The sequence below is a fragment of the Daeguia caeni genome, from assembly GCF_042653845.1.
GTDB classification, from domain to species: domain Bacteria; phylum Pseudomonadota; class Alphaproteobacteria; order Rhizobiales; family Rhizobiaceae; genus Brucella; species Brucella caeni.
Genome location: NZ_JBHSEL010000125.1, coordinates 1 through 18,904, shown reverse-complemented (window position 1 = coordinate 18,904; position 18,904 = coordinate 1). Strand labels below are relative to the sequence as shown.

Sequence of the window (18,904 nt, the reverse complement as noted above, 5' to 3'; positions counted from 1 at the left end):
CATGCGGCCTTGGCATGGGGGGCGGCATCAGATGTGCAAATGAAAAAGCCGGGCCTGCTGGCCCGGCTTTGAGCATATCACGGAAAACCGGATTACTTGCACTTCTGAATGGCGGCAAGGGCTGCCGAAACGCCTTTCAGCGAATAGGTATAACTGGTCTTGGTGCCGCGCTTGGACTGGGCGGACACCTGCATTTCCGCGCCATTGCGCATGGCGGCGATCAGCTGCGGTTCTTCGGCGGCATTTTCCATCCAGCCGGACTTGCCATTGACGAACATGCTGAAGCTGCGCTTGCCAATGGTGACAGTCACCTTGCTGTTTGGATTGAGCTCGTAACCGGCCATGAATTGCGGTTCGAGCGTGATGTTCTGTCCCGGCTTGTGGCTGACGATAAAGAAATTATCGCCATGATCGACATTTTCCGGTTTCTTGTCGGTCGGCGCGGTCAGCGCATAGCAGACCTTGCCGTTCGCCGCCTTATAGTTAAAAGCGAACCAGCGATTGAATTCGCCCATCGGGGTTGGAGACTGTGCCTGTGCAGCCCCTGCCATCCCAATCGTTAACACAAAAGCCGCGACGATCGATTTTCCACGCATTGTCTTTTTACCGGTTCTCTTTCGTTTGCTCAAAATCTGCTGGTACGTCATGAAAGTTGTCTCGATTTTCTTTCAGACGTGCTGCTCCGATTTGTAATTGGCAACCCTCCAGTGTATCGCAGCCGATACAAGCCCCAATTGCCAGAGGCGCGCTGAAAGCTTCGCCTCGATGAATCCTGATTAATCTGCCTTAATCTAGGTTACCAAAGGGTGAAGTTTTGAAAGAAAACTTGATCCGGCTGTGAATGAAGGTGTTTGCATGCCGCAATCTCGGCAAAAAAAGCGGCAAGAGTTTGTCTCATGAAAACACAAAACCCGGCAGCCTGTGCCGGGTTCATTCATTTTGGGGGGCGAACCTATAGGCTGAACGGTCACTTTCTGGATGCCGGTTCCAGATCGCGATCCAGCGCCTCGCGTGCTGCGATGCGGTGTGCCATGGTCATGTGGCTGCGAACGGCAGTGAGGGCAGCCATCAGCACCGCCATGTCATCGGTAAAACCAATGCCTGCCAGCATGTCCGGAATGACATCAAAGGGCAGTACGAAATAGGCCAGAGCCGCCATCAGCGTCATGCGCACGCGCGTCGGTGTCTTTTCATCCATCGCACAGAAATAGGCGGCCACCACCTCTTCCATGAAGGGAGTGTGCCGCGCTGCACGGCGAACGGTTTTCCAGAATCCCCGTTTCACCTTCTCGCTACGCGACTTGAATTCGCTTTCGCTGCCGGGTTCAAGGATTTCACCAATCTTGACGTTATCCATCGAGGCCAGAACTCCTGTCGTGGTCTGCTTGGCACGACGGACAAGAAATGGGGATTGCCTTGCCCTTTCGCAAGAATGCCGGCTCAAATGAGCGCATTCATGAATTGTGCCATTTCAATGTCACGCATGGTGATGCCATGGGCACTATGGGTGGCAAGTGTCACATCGACGCGATTATAGACATTGAACCATTCGGGATGATGGTCATGTTTTTCGGCATAAAGTGCCACCTTGGCCATGAAGCCGAAAGCAGCGTTGAAATCCCTGAAGCGGAAGCTTTTGTGGATTGCTTCGCGCCCCTCCATCCTTGCCCAGCCATCAAGCGCTGCCAGGGCTTCATCGATTTTTTCTGCTGCCAGCTTGTTGTCTGCCATGATCGTCGCCTATCTTGCACCTGATGAATACAGGATAGGCTATATCTGTCATGAGCAAAACCGTTCCGAGCAGCATTCTGTTCATCTGTGCCGGTAATATCTGCCGCTCTCCATTGGCTGAAGGCGTGATGCGCCATGTGCTGGATGAGCGGTGCATCACCCATGTCGCCATCGATTCGGCAGGACTTAACGGCTATCACACCGGCGAGCGGCCGGATGAGCGTTCCATCCGGGTGGCAGCGCGCCATGGCATTGATATTTCCGGTCAGCGCTGTCGCCAGCTTGTGTCAGAGGATTTTCGCCGTTTTGATCTGATCCTTGGCATGGATCGGCAGAACATGCGTCTGATCAGCGCGCGCAAGCCGCAGCTCGTGACGGCCACACTCGGCCTGTTCACCGAGGTCGCTCAGGGCAGGGCGGTTGAAATCCCCGATCCCTATTATGGCGATATCGGGGATTTCGAACGGGTCTACCGCATGGTTCTGGCGGCATCGATGGCGCTTGCCGACCAGTTCTGGCGCGAGGCTGAAACCAGCGGCCAGGCTTCCTCGACAATGTAAGGCCCGCCGCCGACCGAATCGCGCGAGGACATCAGCACAAAGCGGCCAACCCTGAATGGCAGGGTAGCGAAATTGCCGCGTGAAGAGAGATAGTGCACCACATCTTCGATGCGCGCATTTTTCAGCCGTGCGATCGTGACATGCGGGGTGAATTTCCGCGGATCGGCCGGCAGGCCGAGCCGCTGGCAGATGCGCTCGATTTCTGCCTGCAGGGCATTGAGTTCAGGCGAGGGGGTGACACCGGCATAGATGCTGTGCGGTTTTTTCGAGCCGAACGTATCGACCCCCGACAGGCTGAGCATGAATTCCGGGCGACGCACGCGGTCAAGCGCATTGGCGATTTCATCGGCCACATGGCCTTCCACATCGCCGATAAAACGCAGGGTTATGTGGTAGTTTTCGACATCGATCCAGCGTGCGCCGGGGAGACCGCCTCGCAGCAGAGAGAGCGAGAGCGCAGCATCGCGCGGGATTTCGAGGGCAGTGAACAGACGCGGCATTGGGCATCCTCCTCGAACAGTCTGAATTGAGGCGTCCGCTCCTTCAGATCCATGCACCCACGGATACATATGGACGCCCAAATCAGAAGTGTCAGTGCATCATGTGGCAAAACCGCGGCAAGGCTGTCGATTCGGTCAGCCAGCATACGCTTTCAGCGAATCATCGATCGTGGGTGCGGGCAAGCTGTTTATGCGCACAAACCGGCTCAGTTGCCGGATGTCCCCGGTTTTTGCAACTTCTGCAACAAAGGTTCGATCGTGGGCAGGAAATTTGTCACCATGGTTGCCACCCCCTTTTCATTCGGGTGCATGCCGTCTTCCAGCAACAGCGCCTTGTTGGTTGCAACTCCATCGAGGAAGAACGGATAAAGCGGAACGGCATGTTTTTGCGCCAGACGCGGATAGATCGCATTGAATTGCGAGGCATAATCCGACCCCATATTGGGTGGTGCCAGCATGCCGGCCAGAATGACGGCAATGCCGCGCCCTTTCAGGCGGGACAGCATGGCATCAAGATTGCGCTCGGTGATTTCCGGCCGGATGCCGCGCAAGGCGTCATTGGCGCCAAGCTCAAGGATGACAAGATCAGTGCCTTCCGGCACCGACCAGTCAAGACGGGCAAGACCGCCTGTTGTCGTATCGCCCGAAACGCCGGCATTGCTGATCGAGACATCATGGCCCCTTTCGTCCAGCGCCTGTTCCAGCTGTTCCGGAAAGCCACTGTTGGCTGGCAGGCGATAACCGGCCATCAGGCTGTCGCCAAAGCCGACGATTTTTATCTGCTGCAGCTGTTCGGTTGGCATGGCGTCTTCAAGCCCGGTTTCTTCGTCAGCTCTTGCAGCCAGCGATAGTGCTGAAAGACCAAGCGCAAAAGCAAGGGAAATGCGGGCAATTTTGCGCATAATGATCTGGGCGGGCATTGGGAGTTTGAAACGCATGGTCGACAACCCATATTGTGGAAACCGGATTCTTCACTTCCCTTGGGCAGAGATCGCCCGCCGGAATAGATTGTTCAAGCCTTTCACGGCAAACAGGTGCAAATTTAAGGCATGACTTCGCTATAGGATGTAAACACGTGACGGAACAGAAATCTTTGCCGATCATCAGCCTTGAAAATGTCGACCTGACGCTGGGGCAGGCTGTTTCTGCCGTTCATGTGCTGAAAAATGTCTCACTCGACATTGAAGCCGGGCAATCGGTGGGGATTGTCGGCCCGTCCGGTTCGGGCAAGTCAACGCTGTTGATGGTGCTGGCGGGGCTGGAAAAAGTCGATCGCGGGGAGGTGCGTATTGCCGGCCACAATATCAGCACCATGACGGAAGATCAGGCAGCCGCTTTCCGAGGCGCCAATATCGGCATTGTGTTTCAGTCCTTTCACCTGATCCCGAATATGACGGCGCTGGAAAATGTTGCCGTCCCGCTGGAACTTGCCGGCCGCAAGGATGCCTTTGCCGTGGCCGAGCGCGAATTGCACGCGGTGGGGCTTGGTGAGCGGCTCACGCATTATCCGTCAGAACTTTCCGGCGGCGAACAGCAGCGCGTGGCGATTGCGCGTGCCCTTGCCCCTTCGCCGAAAATCCTGATTGCCGATGAACCGACCGGCAATCTGGACACCGCCACCGGCAAGCAGATCGCCGATCTTCTTTTTGCCAAACAGCGCGAAAACGGGCTGACACTGGTGCTTGTCACCCATGATCCGGCACTGGCTGCGCGCTGCGACCGGGAAGTACCGGTGCGCTCCGGCCGGATTGAAGAAAGGGCCGTACCTGATTCTCTTCAGCACACTGTGACTATATCGGCATGAGCAGGCTGCAATCACTTCGCCTTGCCTTTCGCTTTGCCCTGCGTGAAATGCGCGGCGGCCTGCGCGGCTTTTATATTTTCCTTGCCTGTATCGCGCTCGGTGTCGCGGCCATTGGTGGCGTCAATTCGGTAGCACGCTCGGTCAGTTCCGGCATTGCTGCCGAAGGCCGGACGATTCTGGGCGGCGATATCAGCTTTGCGCTCAATCAGCGCGAGGTCTCCTCCGCAGAACGCGCCTTTATCGAGGCACAGGGGCAAATGGCAGAAAGCGCCACCATGCGCTCCATGGCGCGTAAAACGGACGGTTCGGACCAGTCGCTGGTGGAAGTGAAGGCGGTCGATCAGGCCTATCCGCTTTATGGAAGCCTGAAGGTCAGGCCGGCGCAAAGCCTTGCCGACATGACAGGTGAAAAGGATGGCTTCTATGGCGCTGCCGTCACTCAGGATTTTCTTGATCGCATGAGGCTTTCGCTCGGCGACAGGGTTCTGCTTGGGGGGGCGACCTTTGAGATCCGGGCGCTGATTGAAAACGAGCCGGATCTGCTGTCGTCCGGTTTCAATTTCGCGCCGCGTTTTCTGGTATCGCTGGATGGCTTGCGTGCCTCTGGTCTTATCCAGCCGGGCAGTCTGGTTGATCATATTTACAAGGTCAAACTGCCGGAAGACGGGGCTGTAACAGGTCTGGATGCTATTCGCAAAAAAGCGACGGATGAATTCCCCGACGCGGGCTGGAATATCCGCACACATCGCAATGCCGCCCCGTCGCTTGCAGCCAATATTGAACGTTTCTCGCAGTTTCTGACGCTGGTTGGCCTGACCGCCCTGATTGTCGGCGGCGTGGGCGTGGCCAATGCGGTGCGCGCCTATCTTGATGGCAAGCGCGGCGTGATTGCCACCTTCAAGGCGCTCGGTGCGCCGGGCAGTTTCGCCGTGCTGGTCTATCTGGTTGAGATCATGCTGATAGGCCTCATCGGCGTTGCCATCGGTTTGGTCTGCGCCGCGATCATGCCTTTTGCCGTCAAGGGTCTGCTTGCCAGTTACCTGCCTGTGGCCAATGCTGCCGGTTTCTTCCCCGGTGCTCTGGCGCTTGCGGCGGTATTCGGTCTGATCACGACGCTTGCCTTTGCCATCATTCCGCTTGGCCGTGTCCGCGATATTCCGGCAACAGCCTTGTTCCGTGAACAGGGCTTTGAACAGCGAGGCCTGCCAAAATGGCCATTTCTGCTGCTGGCAGGCCTGCTTGTCATCGTGCTGGCGGGGCTTGCCTATGTGACTGCCTTCGACCGGCGCATTGCCGGCATTTTCATTGTCTCGGGGCTTGCTGCCTTTGGCGTCTTGCGGCTTGTCGCCTATGGCATTGCCGCGGCTGCCCGTCGCGCGCCGCGAGTGCGTTCGATCCCGCTCAGGCTTGCCATTGGCAATATTCATCGCCCCGGTGCGCTTACGCCTTCCGTCGTGCTGTCGCTCGGCCTTGGCCTGACGCTGATGGTGGCAATCGCGCTGATTGACGGCAATCTGCGTCGCCAGGTGACGGAAAATATCCCGGATAAGGCGCCGGACTTTTTCTTCGTCGACATCCAGAACAATGATATTGCTGATTTCACCGGGCTTGTAACCAGCATTGTGCCGGACGGCAAATTCACCTCCGGTCCGATGCTGCGCGGGCGCATCGTTGCGTTGAATGGCACGAATGTCCGCGACATGGTGATTGCGCCAGAGGTAGCATGGGTGCTGCGCGGTGATCGGGGTATCACTTTTTCGGATAAGCTGCCGGAAAATTCGACACTGAGCGAAGGCGAATGGTGGCCGGAACATTATCAGGGCGAGCCGCTGGTCTCCTTTGCCGCGCGTGAGGCCAAGGCGCTGGGGCTGAAACTGGGCGATACGGTCACGGTCAATGTGCTTGGGCGCAATGTGACGGCACGGATTGCAAGCTTCCGCCAGGTGCAATGGGAAAGTCTGGCGATGAATTTCGTCATGGTCTTTTCGCCCAATACATTTGCCGGAGCACCCGCAACATGGCTTGCCACACTGACCATTCCGCAAGCAGAGAAGAACAAGTCCCCGATCGTATTATCCGAAGTGACGAAGACATGGCCAGCCGTCACCACGGTCAGCGTGACGGATGCGCTCAATGTCGCCAATGACCTCTTGTCAAGACTGGCAACCGCCATCCGTGCGGCAGCAGCCATTGCGCTTGGCGCTTCGGTTCTGGTGCTGGGTGGGGCCTTGGCTGCCGGAAACCGTGCACGCATCCATGATGCCGTGGTGCTGAAAGTTTTGGGTGCAACACGGCGCACGCTGATTGCGGCCTATGTGACGGAATATATGCTGCTTGGGCTGGCAACGGCCATATTCGCGCTTGCGGCCGGATGGGCCGCGGCCTGGTATGTGGTGGTGGAGGTCATGCGGCTGAAAGCGCATTTTCTGGCGGAGGTTGTCGTCATGACGCTCATCATCGCGCTGGTCATGATGGTCTGTTTTGGACTTGCCGGCACATGGCGCGTGCTTGGCCAGAAGCCCGCCAATGTTCTGCGGGAATTATGAGTATTTTGTAATGATTGTAGTGTGAAGTTGCTAACATATTGAGAAGAAAGGATTATGTCAGCCAGATAAATTGACGGTTGACGCCGGTTTTTTGTCTTCTGCTCTTGTATGAAGATTGCAAAATCACCATAATGTAAACAGGCATGCTGGAGTCCCGCCAGCGGAGCCTGGAGGCGCCTGTCGGATCTGTGCGCCCCGACACCGGACGGGACATGGCAAGAGGATTTATAAGTCATGGCTGACTTTCGTAACATTCAGGCTCAGCGCCGCGTGGCTGGCTATGCTGATGCGAGCATAGATCAGGGTCTGCGCAGCTATATGCTGGGCGTCTACAACATGATGGCGATCGGCCTGGTTGTCACTGGCCTTGCCGCCCTGGCGGTTGCCGCCATGGCCACCACCACCGATCCTTCGGCAGCCGTCGCCCAGATTGGCGCAGGCCGCTATCTGACATCTTTTGGTGCTGCGCTCTACACCTCGCCGCTGCGCTGGGTTGTGATGCTTGCGCCGCTCGCTGCCGTATTCTTCCTGAGCTTCCGCATTGAAAAGCTCTCGGTTGCAACGGCCAATGCGATTTTCTGGGGCTATGCCGCTCTGGTTGGCATTTCGCTGTCGTCGATCTTCCTGGTTTTCACCGGCCAGAGCATCGTGCGCACCTTCTTCGTGACGGCTGCTTCGTTCGGCGCGCTCTCGCTTTATGGCTACACCACCAAGCGTGACCTGTCGGCGATGGGCTCGTTCCTGATGATGGGTCTGTTCGGCCTCATCATCGCTTCAATCGTCAACATCTTCCTTGGCTCCACCGCGCTGCAGTTTGCAATCTCGGTGATTGGCGTCCTGATCTTCGCAGGCCTCACGGCTTTCGATACCCAGTCGATCAAGGAAATGTACTATGAAGGCGATGCTTCGGATACGCAGGGCCGCAAGATCGTGATGGGCGCGCTGCGTCTCTATCTCGACTTCATCAACATGTTCATGTTCCTGCTGCAGTTCCTTGGCAATCGCGAATAGGCCCGCGCAGGCACAATGGATAAAAGGGCGGCTTCGGCTGCCCTTTTTGCTTTTCAGGCGGCGCAAGATGCAGCATTCTGCAAGGAGTTTCATTCAGTGCAGATGACCATGCTGACCATACGTGATTTTGTCGCCACGGATATTGCCGCCGTCACCGCAATCTATGCCGAGGCCGTGCAGAATGGCACAGGCTCTTATGAAATCGAACCGCCGTCGCTTGCCGAAATGCAGCGCCGCTTCACCGCCTTTCAGTCGGATGGTTTTCCGGTCCTGATTGCCGAAGAGGCGGGCGAGGTGGTGGGCTATGCCTATGTCAACTATTTCCGCACCCGCCCGGCCTATCGCTGGATGGTGGAGGATTCAATCTATGTCGCGCCAAAGGCCAAGGGCCGGAGCGTGGGCAAGGCCCTGCTGCGGACGCTGATTGAACGCGCCGAAGCACTGGGCTTTCGTCAGATGCTGGCCGTGATTGGCGATGGTGACAACAATATTGCCTCGGTGCGGCTGCATGCCAGCCTCGGCTTCAGACAGTGCGGCAGGATCGAAGGTTCAGGCTTCAAGCATGGCCGCTGGCTCGATACGGTTCTCATGCAATTGCCGCTCAATGGCGGCAAAGCCAGTGCTCCGTCCTCTCTGCCGCCGGCTTGAATCGCAAGCCAGGATTCAGCTTTCGACCAGTTTCAGACTCTTGTCGAAGACCCGCAACACGCGGTCAAGTTCATGGCCGCGTTTCATGATCAGGCCGCTTGCCGCAATCACCGAATAGGCGCCCTGTTTGGCCGCCAGTTTCGGATTTTTCTCGATGCGAAAGAGCGGCACTTCGGCTGCGCGGCGGTAAATTGAAAACACTGCGCGGTCGCTCATATGGTCGATGGCATAGTCGCGCCATGCACCCGCAGCGACCATGCGGCCATAGATGTTGAGAATCTTGCCAAGCTCATGCCTGTCGAAACTGACAGGGGCAGGCTTGTTGCGATCAAGCCGGACAACCTTGTCACTGGCCGAATATGACGCTGCCTCCTGCGCCGATCCAGAACTATCCATTTCGATCCTTTCCCGAAAACGGATGATACCACAGGTCATATCCGCATGATACAGGGGGCGCCTGTTCCTGAACCATGGCAAGTGGGGGGAATTATAGAGCAGTTCCAGGAAAAGTGGGAACCGGTTTTCCGTCCGGGACTGCGAAAAGGAAAAGTTGCAGTTCCAGGAAAAGTGGGAACCGGTTTTCCGTCCGGGACTGCGAAAAGGAAAAGTTGCAGTTCCAGGAAAAGTGGAACCGGGGTTTTCCGTCGGGGACTGCGCAAAATGATAGGTTGCAGTTCCGGGAAAAGAGGGGAGCGGTTTCCCGGCGGGAATTGCGAGAACACAATATCAGGATAATTCAGAATTTCCGTAATATCTGAACGACTTGACCTTGAAAACAGATCTGCCGGACGGGCAGGAGGATGGCCGGCTGGAGGTTTCTACAGAAAAAATCAAAATATCATATTTATTGGGGGTGACGGATTTGCGCGAACATCATACCGTTTCAATGCGCGATGAGGATGTCGCACTTTTGCCGCATAAAATCCCCATTGTGGCCAGAAAGTGCGGCCAGTTTCTGATCGTCGCCCGAGACGGTTCGGTTCAGGTGTGTCCTACCCCAAGCCCCCCGCCCAATGGACCGCCTGAACCGGACCAAAGCGGTTCTTTCAGCTTTCCAATCATGGCTGTCTGTGGGCCGGTCACTTGCTGGCCGGAACAGGTAGATTGTAGAGGTTTGCGCCCAGAATCGGGCCGAGGGCCCTGTCGTCCCTGACCTGTTGCAGGAGAACAGCGAAGCCGGAGGCGTTCTTGCGCGTAGCTTCGCTTGCCGGCATGTCAAAGGTGATTGGCTTTCCATCCCACATGCCGACAGTGACGATATCGTGCACCACGTTGCGATAGGTGATTTTTTGCCCTGCATTGTCTCCACTTGCTATCGTGACGGGGGCTTCCTTGCTGAAATAGAACAGCTTGATGAATGTCGGGCTGGAAGGCTTGCTGCCAGCGCCGATATCAACCGTGAGCCGCCCCTTTTCCGTCTCCCTGACGGTGACGGGAACGCGGAGCGTTGCGGCTGTCATGGCAGCATCATATTTCTTCTGATCGCTGCCATTGAACTGTTCTGTCCCGTTGACGATGGCCTGTGGCGTATAGATTGCCCCGGTGGCGAAGGCCTTCTTGTAGTCGTTCTGGCGATCGGTGCTGTCAGGGATGGCCAGCGTATCACGCCAGCCCAGATAATCCCAGTAACTGACATGAAAAGACAGGGCCAGCACATCTGGCTGGTCGGCAAGGCCGGCAAGAATTGCATCTGCCGCAAGGCAGGATTTGCAGCCCATGCTGGTGTAAAGCTCGATGACTGCCTTCTTCTGCGGCATATCCTGCGCGAGGGCAGGGCTGGAGAAGAAAAAGGCAGAGCCAAGTGCAGCACCAAGGCTCAGGCCGCACAGCCTGATGCGCTTGCGCCAGTCAGCAGTGATCGCCTGAGATTTGCATGTGTGATGCGTATGCGTGATCGCCTCCAATGTTTCCTGAGTCCAATGATCAGGAAAATCTACGATCAGCGCCGTTCAAGGGAAACTCACTTTGCGGTGAGACTGACCGGATGCGAGGGCTGGCCGATTTAAGCGGTTCCAGGAAAGTGGCGCCAGCTTCCCGTTCGCACCTGCGTAAAGGCGAGGGAAAATCACGAATGTGCTATCCGGTGAAGGAAAAGCTGTTGTCGCTGCAATATTGTGCTAGAGAACCTGCAGTCAGAACATTTCTTATTTTTCTGAAATGATTGAAATGTCCCGACTTTGTTTTGATATGTGTCTTGTCCCGGAATCGGCTCCCCTTTGGGGCGACATGGCTTTTGCAAATGTCTCTCCGAACCGGTTCCCGCTTTTGCAAGACATGCGTTCCGGTGCAGCAGGAAACGAAAGAATGGAATGGATACCGATTGTCCTGATGGGGTTCAAGATTGTGGTGCTTGCCGTTGCCATGTTCTTTGCCATCAAATGGCATCATGATCAGGACAAGAAGAAAAGAGAAGAAAGAGGGCAGTAAGGCTTTCTTCCTTACAGCGCTTGTGACAGTCATTTCCGGTTCTGAGCCGGAAGATGTGCGCAGACATGAAAAAGCCGCCAGATTGCTCCGGCGGCTTTTTTGATTGGCTTGGATGTGGCTGCTTATTCAGCAGCCAGATCGCGCAGAACGGTCTGCAGAATGCCGCCGTTCTTCATATATTCGACTTCATCCAGCGTATCGATACGGCAGATGAGCGGAACCTTCTTCACCGTGCCATCGGCATAGGTGATGGTTGCTTCCACCTTCTGACGCGGCTTGACATCGGCAAGGCCCTCGATGGTGACGATTTCGTCGCCCTTGAGGCCCAGCGACTTCCAGCTCGTGCCTTCCTCGAAGACAAGCGGAACAACACCCATGCCGACGAGGTTGGAGCGGTGGATGCGTTCGAACGACTGTGCAATCACGGCCTTGACGCCGAGCAGGTTGGTGCCCTTTGCCGCCCAGTCGCGGGAAGAACCGTTACCATATTCGACACCGGCGAAGATGACGAGCGGAACGCCCTCGGCCTTGTACTGCATGGCAGCATCATAGATCGAGGTTTCTTCCTTGGACGGATAGTGGATGGTGTAGCCACCTTCACGACCGTTTTCGCCCAGCATGAAGTTGCGGATGCGGATATTGGCGAAAGTACCGCGCATCATCACTTCATGGTTACCGCGGCGCGTGCCGTACTGGTTGAAGTCGGCAACGGCGACGCCATGGTCAAGCAGATACTTGCCTGCAGGCGACTGCGCCTTGATGGTGCCGGCTGGCGAGATGTGGTCGGTGGTGATCTTGTCGCCGAAGAGGCCGAGGATACGGGCACCCTTGACGTCCTGGATCGTACCGGCTTCCTTGCTCATGCCGACGAAGTAAGGCGGGTTCTGGACATAGGTCGACTTGTCGTCCCATGCATAGGTCTTGCCGGCCGGAACCTGAACGGCCTGCCAGTTTTCGTCGCCCTTGAACACATCCGCATATTTTTCCGAGAAGATCTGGCGGGTGACGTTCTTGGCGATGAAGTCCTGGATTTCCTGCGAGGAAGGCCAGATGTCGCGCAGGAATACCGGATTGCCGTCTTTGTCTTCGCCGATCGGTTCCTTGGTCAGATCCTTGGTGACGGTGCCGGCGATTGCATGGGCAACGACGAGCGGCGGCGAAGCCAGATAATTGGCCTGGACGTCGGGCGAAACGCGGCCTTCAAAGTTACGGTTACCGGACAGAACGGCAGCCGCAATCAGGCCCTTTTCGTTGATCGTCTTGGAGATCGCTGCCGGCAGCGGACCGGAGTTACCGATACAGGTCGTGCAGCCAAAGCCGACGAGGTTGAAGCCGAGCGCGTCGAGGTCCTTCTGCAGGCCGGACTTTTCGAGATAGGCGGCAACAACCTGCGATCCCGGAGCAAGCGAAGTCTTGACCCAAGGCTTGGTCTTAAGGCCCTTGGCGACTGCATTGCGAGCCAGCAGGCCGGCGGCAATCAGGACGCTCGGGTTCGAGGTGTTGGTGCAGGAGGTGATCGCGGCAATCACGACATCGCCATGGCCGAGGTCGAAATCTTCACCTTCAACCGGATAGCGGGTGTTCTGGCCGGTGGTCTTCTTGTATTCGGTTTCAAGCGCAGTTGCGAAACCGGACGCAATGCCTTCCAGCGGAATGCGGCCTTCCGGACGCTTCGGACCAGCCATCGACGGAACAACATCGCCCATGTCGAGTTCGAGGATGTCGGTGAAGACCGGATCAGCCGAACCCGGCTCACGCCACATGCCCTGTGCGCGGCAATAGGCTTCAACGAGCTCGATGCGATGCTCGTCACGGCCGGTGGTGCGCAGATAGTTGATGGTTTCGCTGTCAACCGGGAAGAAGCCACAGGTTGCGCCATATTCAGGGCCCATATTGGCGATGGTTGCACGGTCGGCCAGGGTCATGTTTTCCAGGCCTTCGCCGAAGAATTCGACGAACTTGCCGACGACGCCCTTCTTGCGCAGCATCTGCGTGACGGTGAGAACGAGGTCGGTTGCGGTGACACCTTCCTTGAGCTTGCCGGTCAGCTTGAAGCCGACGACTTCCGGCAGAAGCATCGAAACCGGCTGGCCCAGCATGGCAGCTTCAGCCTCGATGCCGCCAACACCCCAGCCCAGAACGCCAAGGCCGTTGACCATGGTGGTGTGGCTGTCGGTACCGACACAGGTATCCGGATAGGCAACCGTGACGCCGTTTTCTTCCCTGGTCCAGACGGTCTGTGCCAGATATTCAAGGTTGACCTGGTGACAGATGCCGGTGCCCGGAGGAACAACGCGGAAATTGCGGAATGCCTGCTGGCCCCACTTCAGGAAGCGATAACGTTCGCCATTGCGCTTGTATTCCAGCTCGACATTGGCCTTGAAGGCATTCGGATTGCCGAATTCATCAACAATGACCGAGTGGTCGATGACGAGGTCAACCGGAACCAGCGGATTGATCTTTTCCGGATCGCCACCGAGCGCCTTGATGCCGTCGCGCATAGCGGCAAGGTCAACAACGGCCGGAACGCCGGTGAAGTCCTGCATGAGAACGCGTGCCGGGCGATAAGCGATTTCTGCGCCGGCGGAACCGCGGTCGTTAAGCCACTTGGCAACAGCTTCGATGTCCGACTTCGTGACGGAGCGGTCGTCTTCGAAGCGAAGCAGGTTCTCAAGGAGAACCTTCATGGAGAACGGAAGCTTGGAGATACCTTCAAGGCCGTTTTTTTCGGCTTCTGTCAGGCTGTAATAGACATATTCCTTACCACCCACGGTAAGGGTTTTGCGGCATTTAAAGCTGTCGATTTGCGACACTGCGTTCGTCCTTATGCTGCTGGCCGGATAACCAGGACGAACGCCTCAGCTCGCGTTTCAAGGACGCGCTCAAGGTGCGGGTGCAGTCATTTCCGCTGTCCGTCCCTTAGGCCTGCGTCCTTGCGGGCAACAGGTGTTGAGATCGGCCAAAAATGGTTTCCACGCCGACCGCTGGCATGGTAGCTCTCATATAGATAGATTTCTAAAACGATTCCAGACTAAATCTTGCAATTTTCACGCCTTGCGGCGAAATGTTGCGATCAGTTTTCTAAACCTGTGACGTCAAGCCTTTAGCGGCGGTGAAGGGAAAAAAATGCGGCTGGAGGCTGAAAATCTGGCGGGTGAGCGCGGTGGAGAAACGGTCTTTGCTGGGCTGGATTTTACACTTTCTTCCGGCGAGGCGCTGGTCATCACCGGGCCGAATGGCTCCGGAAAGTCGACGCTTCTGCGAATCATTGCCGGCTTGCTGCCGGCAGAATCAGGACGCATCGCACTGTCGCATGAAGGCAGCCCCCTGCCGGTGCGGGCGGCCTGTCATTATCTCGGCCATCAGAATGCAATGAAGCCCGCCTTGAGCGTGCGCGAGAATCTCGCCTTCTGGCAGAAATTCCATGGTGCTCCCCTTCTCGACATTGATGCGGCGCTCGATGTGGTCAATCTGCCGGGTATTGACCATCTGCCATTCGGCTATCTCTCGACCGGGCAGAAACGGCGCGTTTCGATCGCAAAACTTCTGGTCAGCCATCGCCCGCTCTGGATCGTGGACGAGCCGACTGCCGGCCTCGACAGGGCATCGGAAGAGCGTTTTGCACAGATGATGCGTGATCACCTGCGTGATGGTGGCATGATTATCGCTGCAACCCATATACCGCTTGGGCTGGAAGCCATGAAGACACTGGATATGTCCGCTTATTCGCCTGAGGCTGCCTGATGCTGGCCCTGTTTCTGCGTGATCTGAAACTGAGCTTTCGTGCTGGTGGCGGCGCGCTGATCGGCATTCTGTTCTTTCTCGCTGTCATTTCGGTCATGCCATTTGGCGTTGGTCCGGATCTCAATCTGCTGGCTCGGATCGGGCCTGCCATGTTGTGGATCGGCGCCCTGCTTGCAACCCTGCTTGGGCTTGACCGGCTGTTCCAGGCCGACCGCGAGGATGGCTCGCTTGACCTGCTTCTGATCGGAGCTGACCGGCACATGCCGGCGCTCACCGTTTTCGTAAAATGTGTGGCGCATTGGGTTTCAAGCGTTCTGCCGCTGGTCATTTCCGCGCCCATGCTGGGGCTGTTCATGAACATGGATGCGGCAGCCATCGGTGCAACTGCGCTGACGCTTCTCGTTGGCACGCCTGCCATTGCCTTTATCGGCGCGGTTGGCGCTGCCTTGGCGGTCTCGCTTCCGCGCGGTGGCCTGCTCGTTTCGGTCATCGTGCTGCCGCTCACCATTCCGGTGCTGATTTTTGGTGTTTCTGCCTCCTATGGCGCAACAGTGGATAATGAGCCTTTCCTTGCGCCATTCCTGATCCTTGCAGCACTGACCCTGTTTTTCGCCATTCTTGGACCGGTTGCGGCCAGTGCCGCATTGAAAAACTCGACGGATTGACGCAGTTGATTTCGGTCAATTGCACGTCATGTGGGATTGTTTAAGATAAGCCATGACCAAAGTTGCCGTAACACGTTCAAGCTGGCTTGATCTGGCCAATCCGACCCGCTTTCTTGCGTTTGCGGGCAAGCTTTTGCCATGGCTTGCTGTTCTGTCCGCGCTGTTTCTGGTCGTTGGCCTGTTTATGGTTTTCGGTTCGCCTGAGGATTACCAGCAGGGTATCACTGTCTGGATCATGTATATCCATGTGCCTTTCGCCTGGCTGTCCATGATGTGCTATTCGATCATGGCGGTTTCTGCGCTTGGCACGCTGGTCTGGCGGCATCCGTTGGCCGATGTATCGATCCGCGCCGCTGCCCCGCTGGGGGCCGTGTTCACTGCCCTTGCACTTGCCACCGGCTCTCTCTGGGGCAAGCCGATGTGGGGCGCATGGTGGGTGTGGGATGCGCGGCTTACCTCCGTTTTCGTGCTTTTCCTGATGTATCTCGGCATTATCGCGCTCTCGCGCGCCATGGATGACCCGGCAAAAAGTGCCAAGCCGGTTGCGGTGCTGACGCTGGTTGGCTTCATCAATGTGCCGATCATCAAGTTTTCGGTAGACTGGTGGAACACGCTGCATCAGCCGGCATCGGTGTTCCGCATGGATGGTCCAACGATTGACCCATCCATGCTGCGTCCGCTTTTTGTGATGGCGATAGGCTTCACTCTCTTGTTTTTCACACTACATATGATGATGATGCGCAATGAAATCTGGCGTCGACGTGTCGCGGCTATGAAAAAACTCGCTGCACGCAATGCTGATCGCACCCGCGCACAACCGACAGAGATGGCAAAACCGATAGAGATACAAGAGGAGGGCGCGGCATGAACCATCTGGCTTATGTAATCGCATCTTATGCTATTGCGACTGTTACTCTGGCGCTCACAATTGGCTGGGTCTTGCTTGATCAGCGCCTGCAGAAAGCCGAACTGAAGCGCCTTGAGGCGCAGGGCGTGCGCCGCCGTTCGGCACGGATTCCGGAATAGGACGCAAATACCGGCATGAACCAGACAACGGACAAGCCTGACGCGCCGAAAAAGCGCGCAACTTGGGTTGCGCTTTTGCCACTGGCAATTTTTGTGGCACTTGCGGGCGTATTTGCGGTGCAGCTTTTGTCTGGCCGCGACAGCAGCACCATTCCATCCGCCCTGATTGGCCGCGAAGCGCCGCAAACCGCGCTGCCGCCTGTCGAAGGGCTGATGCGCGATGGGGTGCAGTTGCCGGGCGTCAAGAGTGCCGATTTCAAGACTGGCGCGAATGGCAAGCTCACGCTCGTCAATGTCTGGGCGTCATGGTGCGCGCCCTGTCGGCAGGAGCATCCGCTTCTGATGGAACTCGCCAGGGATGACCGCATCCGCATCGTCGGGCTGAATTACAAGGACAAGCCCGAAAATGCCCGCCGTTTTCTCGGCGAACTCGGCAATCCTTATGTGGCGGTCGGCGCCGACAGCGACGGCCGCACTGCGATTGAATGGGGCGTCTATGGCGTACCAGAAACTTTTCTTGTCGATCAGAGTGGCAAGATCATTTTCAAACATGTCGGGCCGCTGACGGCGGAAGTGGTAAATGGTCTTGTCTCCAAAGCCATGACAGCGTTTTAGTTTATGCTTATCTGCAATTTCTCTCAGCTATGATTTATCGGGTGGCACGCTAACCTTGTATCGTATTGTTGAATTGAGGTTGGTGCCATGAGAAAATTCATATCAAACTTGTTATCGGCCTTTGTTTTTTCTGCGATTGCAATTTCTTCTGGGCATGCTCTTGCTGAAAAGAGTGAGTCTGTTCCTGAAACGACCAGGCCATCTGATGTTCCTGAAAACTATATTGCGACGCCATTTGGCTTTTTCCATCCAAGCTGTGTCTATGAAATAAAGAATGATGAAACGCTCCTGCAAGGATTGCAGGTGAAAAAGGTGACGGGTGAGATCAAGCAAATTGAAGAATGTAAATTTTCCAATTTTCTGACTAAAGGTGTAATGAGAAAGAAGACCGATGAGGCAACAAATGCAGCATTGGATGATCAATTACAGATGTATTCCGTGGCTTCCCTAGATGGAAGTTTACTTTATATGTCTACCAATTTGAGGGTTCCGTCTGAGCCAGAGGTGGATAACGGTCAAACATTGTATTTTATGACTGGAGTACATGATAATAGAAATACATCTTTCTACGTTGTTCTTGGATGGAACCAATTAGATTATCCGGGGTGGACGGCGGTAGCTTGGATTTGCTGTGAATCTGGAGTTACAGTTTACTCTTCTCCAATAATAACGTCAGAAAATTATACAGTTCGCGTGCAATTGGAACGACAAATTGATACTTTGATTGCAAGGGTTTTGGTTTCATATGGTATGGTTGTTCTGGATGGAAAACAAATTTCAACGACAAATTTTTTGGATCCCGTTAATTTTATAATTGGCGGTGCATTTGAGATTTTTAATGTGGGCTCCTGTGATGAGCTGCCAAGAAGTGGATATATTGTATTTGATCATATAGATGTGCTTAGCACAGAATATGTTGAGTTAACTAACGATTTTGAGCAATATTATATTCACAGGTACTGCAATTATAATATTGATATAGTTAACCAGATTGGTAATTCTAGTGTAAGGTTTAATTTTTAAATAAAGAAATAATTTTATTGTGTTTTGAATGGTGTTTTGTTTTGCTTTGTGTGTGAATTGTTTCTTTGATATGCATCATTCGGTGTGTTTTGTAATTGAAGAATAGACTTTACATCACAGATGATTGCTTCGTCATTTAATATTGACATGCATAAGATCAGTAATCATGCGGTCTAACTTCAAGGAGCAGCGTTTGCAGTCGGCTTGACTTGCTGGCTGCAAACCTTGGCAGACGGGCGCGTCGCCATTGAGTAGCTGCTATGGCGTGGCTGTCATATTCTTTGTCGATTGGAATACAAGATCATTTCAGATAGTCGAGCTGCGACGGTGAAAGTGATAAATGTACTTATTTCCAGGGCGATAACAGCATGTTTGTTCATGCTTACATGAAAATTTTATCAGCTGACATTTCCTGTTGGTTCACTAACCTCATGTAGAACTTTGAATTTGAGGTTTATACTATGAAAATTTTTATGGTGAATTTGTTATCGTTTCTTGTTCTTTCTGCGCTTGCCCCCTCTTTAGAGCCCGACTCAAAATTCCATTTTTGCGATACGCCTCGTCATTCGCCTGATTGAGGAGATGACCATCCAAGCTTGTGACG

General features: G+C 55.2%; 20 protein-coding genes. 12 read left to right on the top strand and 8 right to left on the bottom strand.

Going from position 1 to position 18,904, the window contains the following annotated elements:
- Window positions 1-92 precede the first annotated feature (92 nt).
- The 3 genes from ACFO1V_RS14305 to ACFO1V_RS14295 form a co-directional block, all read right to left on the bottom strand.
- Window positions 93-596: an invasion associated locus B family protein gene (locus ACFO1V_RS14305; protein ID WP_374830993.1), complete on the bottom strand. Its 504-nt coding sequence runs from the start codon at window positions 594-596 to the stop codon at window positions 93-95.
- 371 nt (window positions 597-967) lie between these two features.
- On the bottom strand, window positions 968-1,357 hold the full coding sequence (locus tag ACFO1V_RS14300) for a YkvA family protein (protein WP_374830995.1): 390 nt from the start codon (window positions 1,355-1,357) through the stop codon (window positions 968-970).
- Window positions 1,358-1,440: 83 nt separating this feature from the next.
- Window positions 1,441-1,731 carry a 4a-hydroxytetrahydrobiopterin dehydratase gene (locus ACFO1V_RS14295; protein WP_374830997.1) on the bottom strand — a complete coding sequence of 97 codons (291 nt, stop codon included), beginning with the start codon at window positions 1,729-1,731 and terminating at the stop codon, window positions 1,441-1,443.
- Window positions 1,732-1,781: 50 nt separating this feature from the next.
- Here ACFO1V_RS14295 and ACFO1V_RS14290 point away from each other — a divergent pair, with 50 nt between their 5' ends.
- Window positions 1,782-2,291: a low molecular weight protein-tyrosine-phosphatase gene (locus ACFO1V_RS14290; RefSeq protein ID WP_374830999.1), complete on the top strand. Its 510-nt coding sequence runs from the start codon at window positions 1,782-1,784 to the stop codon at window positions 2,289-2,291.
- On the opposite strand, the gene thpR is transcribed toward ACFO1V_RS14290, so the two are convergent.
- Both thpR and ACFO1V_RS14280 read right to left on the bottom strand, forming a co-directional pair.
- Complete coding sequence (thpR, locus tag ACFO1V_RS14285) at window positions 2,201-2,791, bottom strand: RNA 2',3'-cyclic phosphodiesterase (RefSeq protein WP_374831001.1); 591 nt, start codon at window positions 2,789-2,791, stop codon at window positions 2,201-2,203. The genes ACFO1V_RS14290 and thpR overlap by 91 nt on opposite strands.
- A gap of 206 nt (window positions 2,792-2,997) precedes the next feature.
- Window positions 2,998-3,729 (bottom strand): arylesterase, encoded by a 732-nt coding sequence (locus ACFO1V_RS14280; protein ID WP_374831003.1) that lies wholly within the window; start codon window positions 3,727-3,729, stop codon window positions 2,998-3,000.
- Between the two features lie 137 nt (window positions 3,730-3,866).
- Here ACFO1V_RS14280 and ACFO1V_RS14275 point away from each other — a divergent pair, with 137 nt between their 5' ends.
- From ACFO1V_RS14275 to ACFO1V_RS14260, 4 genes are all read left to right on the top strand, one after another.
- The gene (locus ACFO1V_RS14275) at window positions 3,867-4,595 is read left to right on the top strand and encodes an ABC transporter ATP-binding protein (protein ID WP_374831005.1); all 729 of its coding nucleotides are present in this window, start codon (window positions 3,867-3,869) and stop codon (window positions 4,593-4,595) included.
- On the top strand, window positions 4,592-7,141 hold the full coding sequence (locus tag ACFO1V_RS14270) for an ABC transporter permease (RefSeq protein WP_374831007.1): 2,550 nt from the start codon (window positions 4,592-4,594) through the stop codon (window positions 7,139-7,141). The genes ACFO1V_RS14275 and ACFO1V_RS14270 overlap by 4 nt, the downstream gene beginning before the upstream one ends.
- 234 nt (window positions 7,142-7,375) lie before the next feature.
- Window positions 7,376-8,152: a Bax inhibitor-1/YccA family protein gene (locus tag ACFO1V_RS14265; protein WP_374831009.1), complete on the top strand. Its 777-nt coding sequence runs from the start codon at window positions 7,376-7,378 to the stop codon at window positions 8,150-8,152.
- A gap of 108 nt (window positions 8,153-8,260) precedes the next feature.
- Window positions 8,261-8,800, top strand: coding sequence for a GNAT family N-acetyltransferase (locus ACFO1V_RS14260; protein WP_374831011.1), 540 nt, complete (start codon window positions 8,261-8,263; stop codon window positions 8,798-8,800).
- 15 nt (window positions 8,801-8,815) lie between these two features.
- Here the strand turns inward: ACFO1V_RS14260 and ACFO1V_RS14255 are convergent, their stop codons facing one another.
- Window positions 8,816-9,196, bottom strand: a complete 381-nt coding sequence (locus ACFO1V_RS14255; protein WP_374831013.1) for a DUF2794 domain-containing protein — start codon at window positions 9,194-9,196, stop codon at window positions 8,816-8,818.
- 683 nt (window positions 9,197-9,879) lie between these two features.
- Window positions 9,880-10,704, bottom strand: a complete 825-nt coding sequence (locus ACFO1V_RS14250; protein WP_374831015.1) for a DUF1223 domain-containing protein — start codon at window positions 10,702-10,704, stop codon at window positions 9,880-9,882.
- A gap of 322 nt (window positions 10,705-11,026) precedes the next feature.
- On the opposite strand from ACFO1V_RS14250, the gene ACFO1V_RS14245 reads away from it, so the two are divergent.
- A complete protein-coding gene (locus ACFO1V_RS14245) occupies window positions 11,027-11,227 on the top strand; it encodes a hypothetical protein (protein WP_374831017.1) in 201 nt (66 codons plus the stop codon).
- 122 nt (window positions 11,228-11,349) lie between these two features.
- Here the strand turns inward: ACFO1V_RS14245 and acnA are convergent, their stop codons facing one another.
- Window positions 11,350-14,040: an aconitate hydratase AcnA gene (acnA, locus tag ACFO1V_RS14240; RefSeq protein WP_374831019.1), complete on the bottom strand. Its 2,691-nt coding sequence runs from the start codon at window positions 14,038-14,040 to the stop codon at window positions 11,350-11,352.
- Between the two features lie 313 nt (window positions 14,041-14,353).
- On the opposite strand from acnA, the gene ccmA reads away from it, so the two are divergent.
- The 6 genes from ccmA to ACFO1V_RS14210 all read left to right on the top strand — a co-directional run bounded on the left by ccmA (window position 14,354) and on the right by ACFO1V_RS14210 (window position 18,300).
- Window positions 14,354-14,971: a heme ABC exporter ATP-binding protein CcmA gene (gene ccmA / locus ACFO1V_RS14235; protein WP_374831020.1), complete on the top strand. Its 618-nt coding sequence runs from the start codon at window positions 14,354-14,356 to the stop codon at window positions 14,969-14,971.
- On the top strand, window positions 14,971-15,636 hold the full coding sequence (ccmB, locus tag ACFO1V_RS14230) for a heme exporter protein CcmB (protein WP_374831022.1): 666 nt from the start codon (window positions 14,971-14,973) through the stop codon (window positions 15,634-15,636). The genes ccmA and ccmB overlap by 1 nt, the downstream gene beginning before the upstream one ends.
- A gap of 52 nt (window positions 15,637-15,688) precedes the next feature.
- Window positions 15,689-16,504: a heme ABC transporter permease gene (locus tag ACFO1V_RS14225; protein WP_374831024.1), complete on the top strand. Its 816-nt coding sequence runs from the start codon at window positions 15,689-15,691 to the stop codon at window positions 16,502-16,504.
- Window positions 16,501-16,662 (top strand): heme exporter protein CcmD, encoded by a 162-nt coding sequence (gene ccmD / locus ACFO1V_RS14220; protein ID WP_374831026.1) that lies wholly within the window; start codon window positions 16,501-16,503, stop codon window positions 16,660-16,662. Before ACFO1V_RS14225 ends, ccmD begins: the two co-directional genes overlap by 4 nt.
- A 15-nt stretch (window positions 16,663-16,677) precedes the next feature.
- A complete protein-coding gene (locus tag ACFO1V_RS14215) occupies window positions 16,678-17,277 on the top strand; it encodes a DsbE family thiol:disulfide interchange protein (RefSeq protein ID WP_374831028.1) in 600 nt (199 codons plus the stop codon).
- 87 nt (window positions 17,278-17,364) lie between these two features.
- Window positions 17,365-18,300 carry a hypothetical protein gene (locus ACFO1V_RS14210; protein ID WP_374831030.1) on the top strand — a complete coding sequence of 312 codons (936 nt, stop codon included), beginning with the start codon at window positions 17,365-17,367 and terminating at the stop codon, window positions 18,298-18,300.
- The last annotated feature ends 604 nt before the right edge of the window (window positions 18,301-18,904 follow it).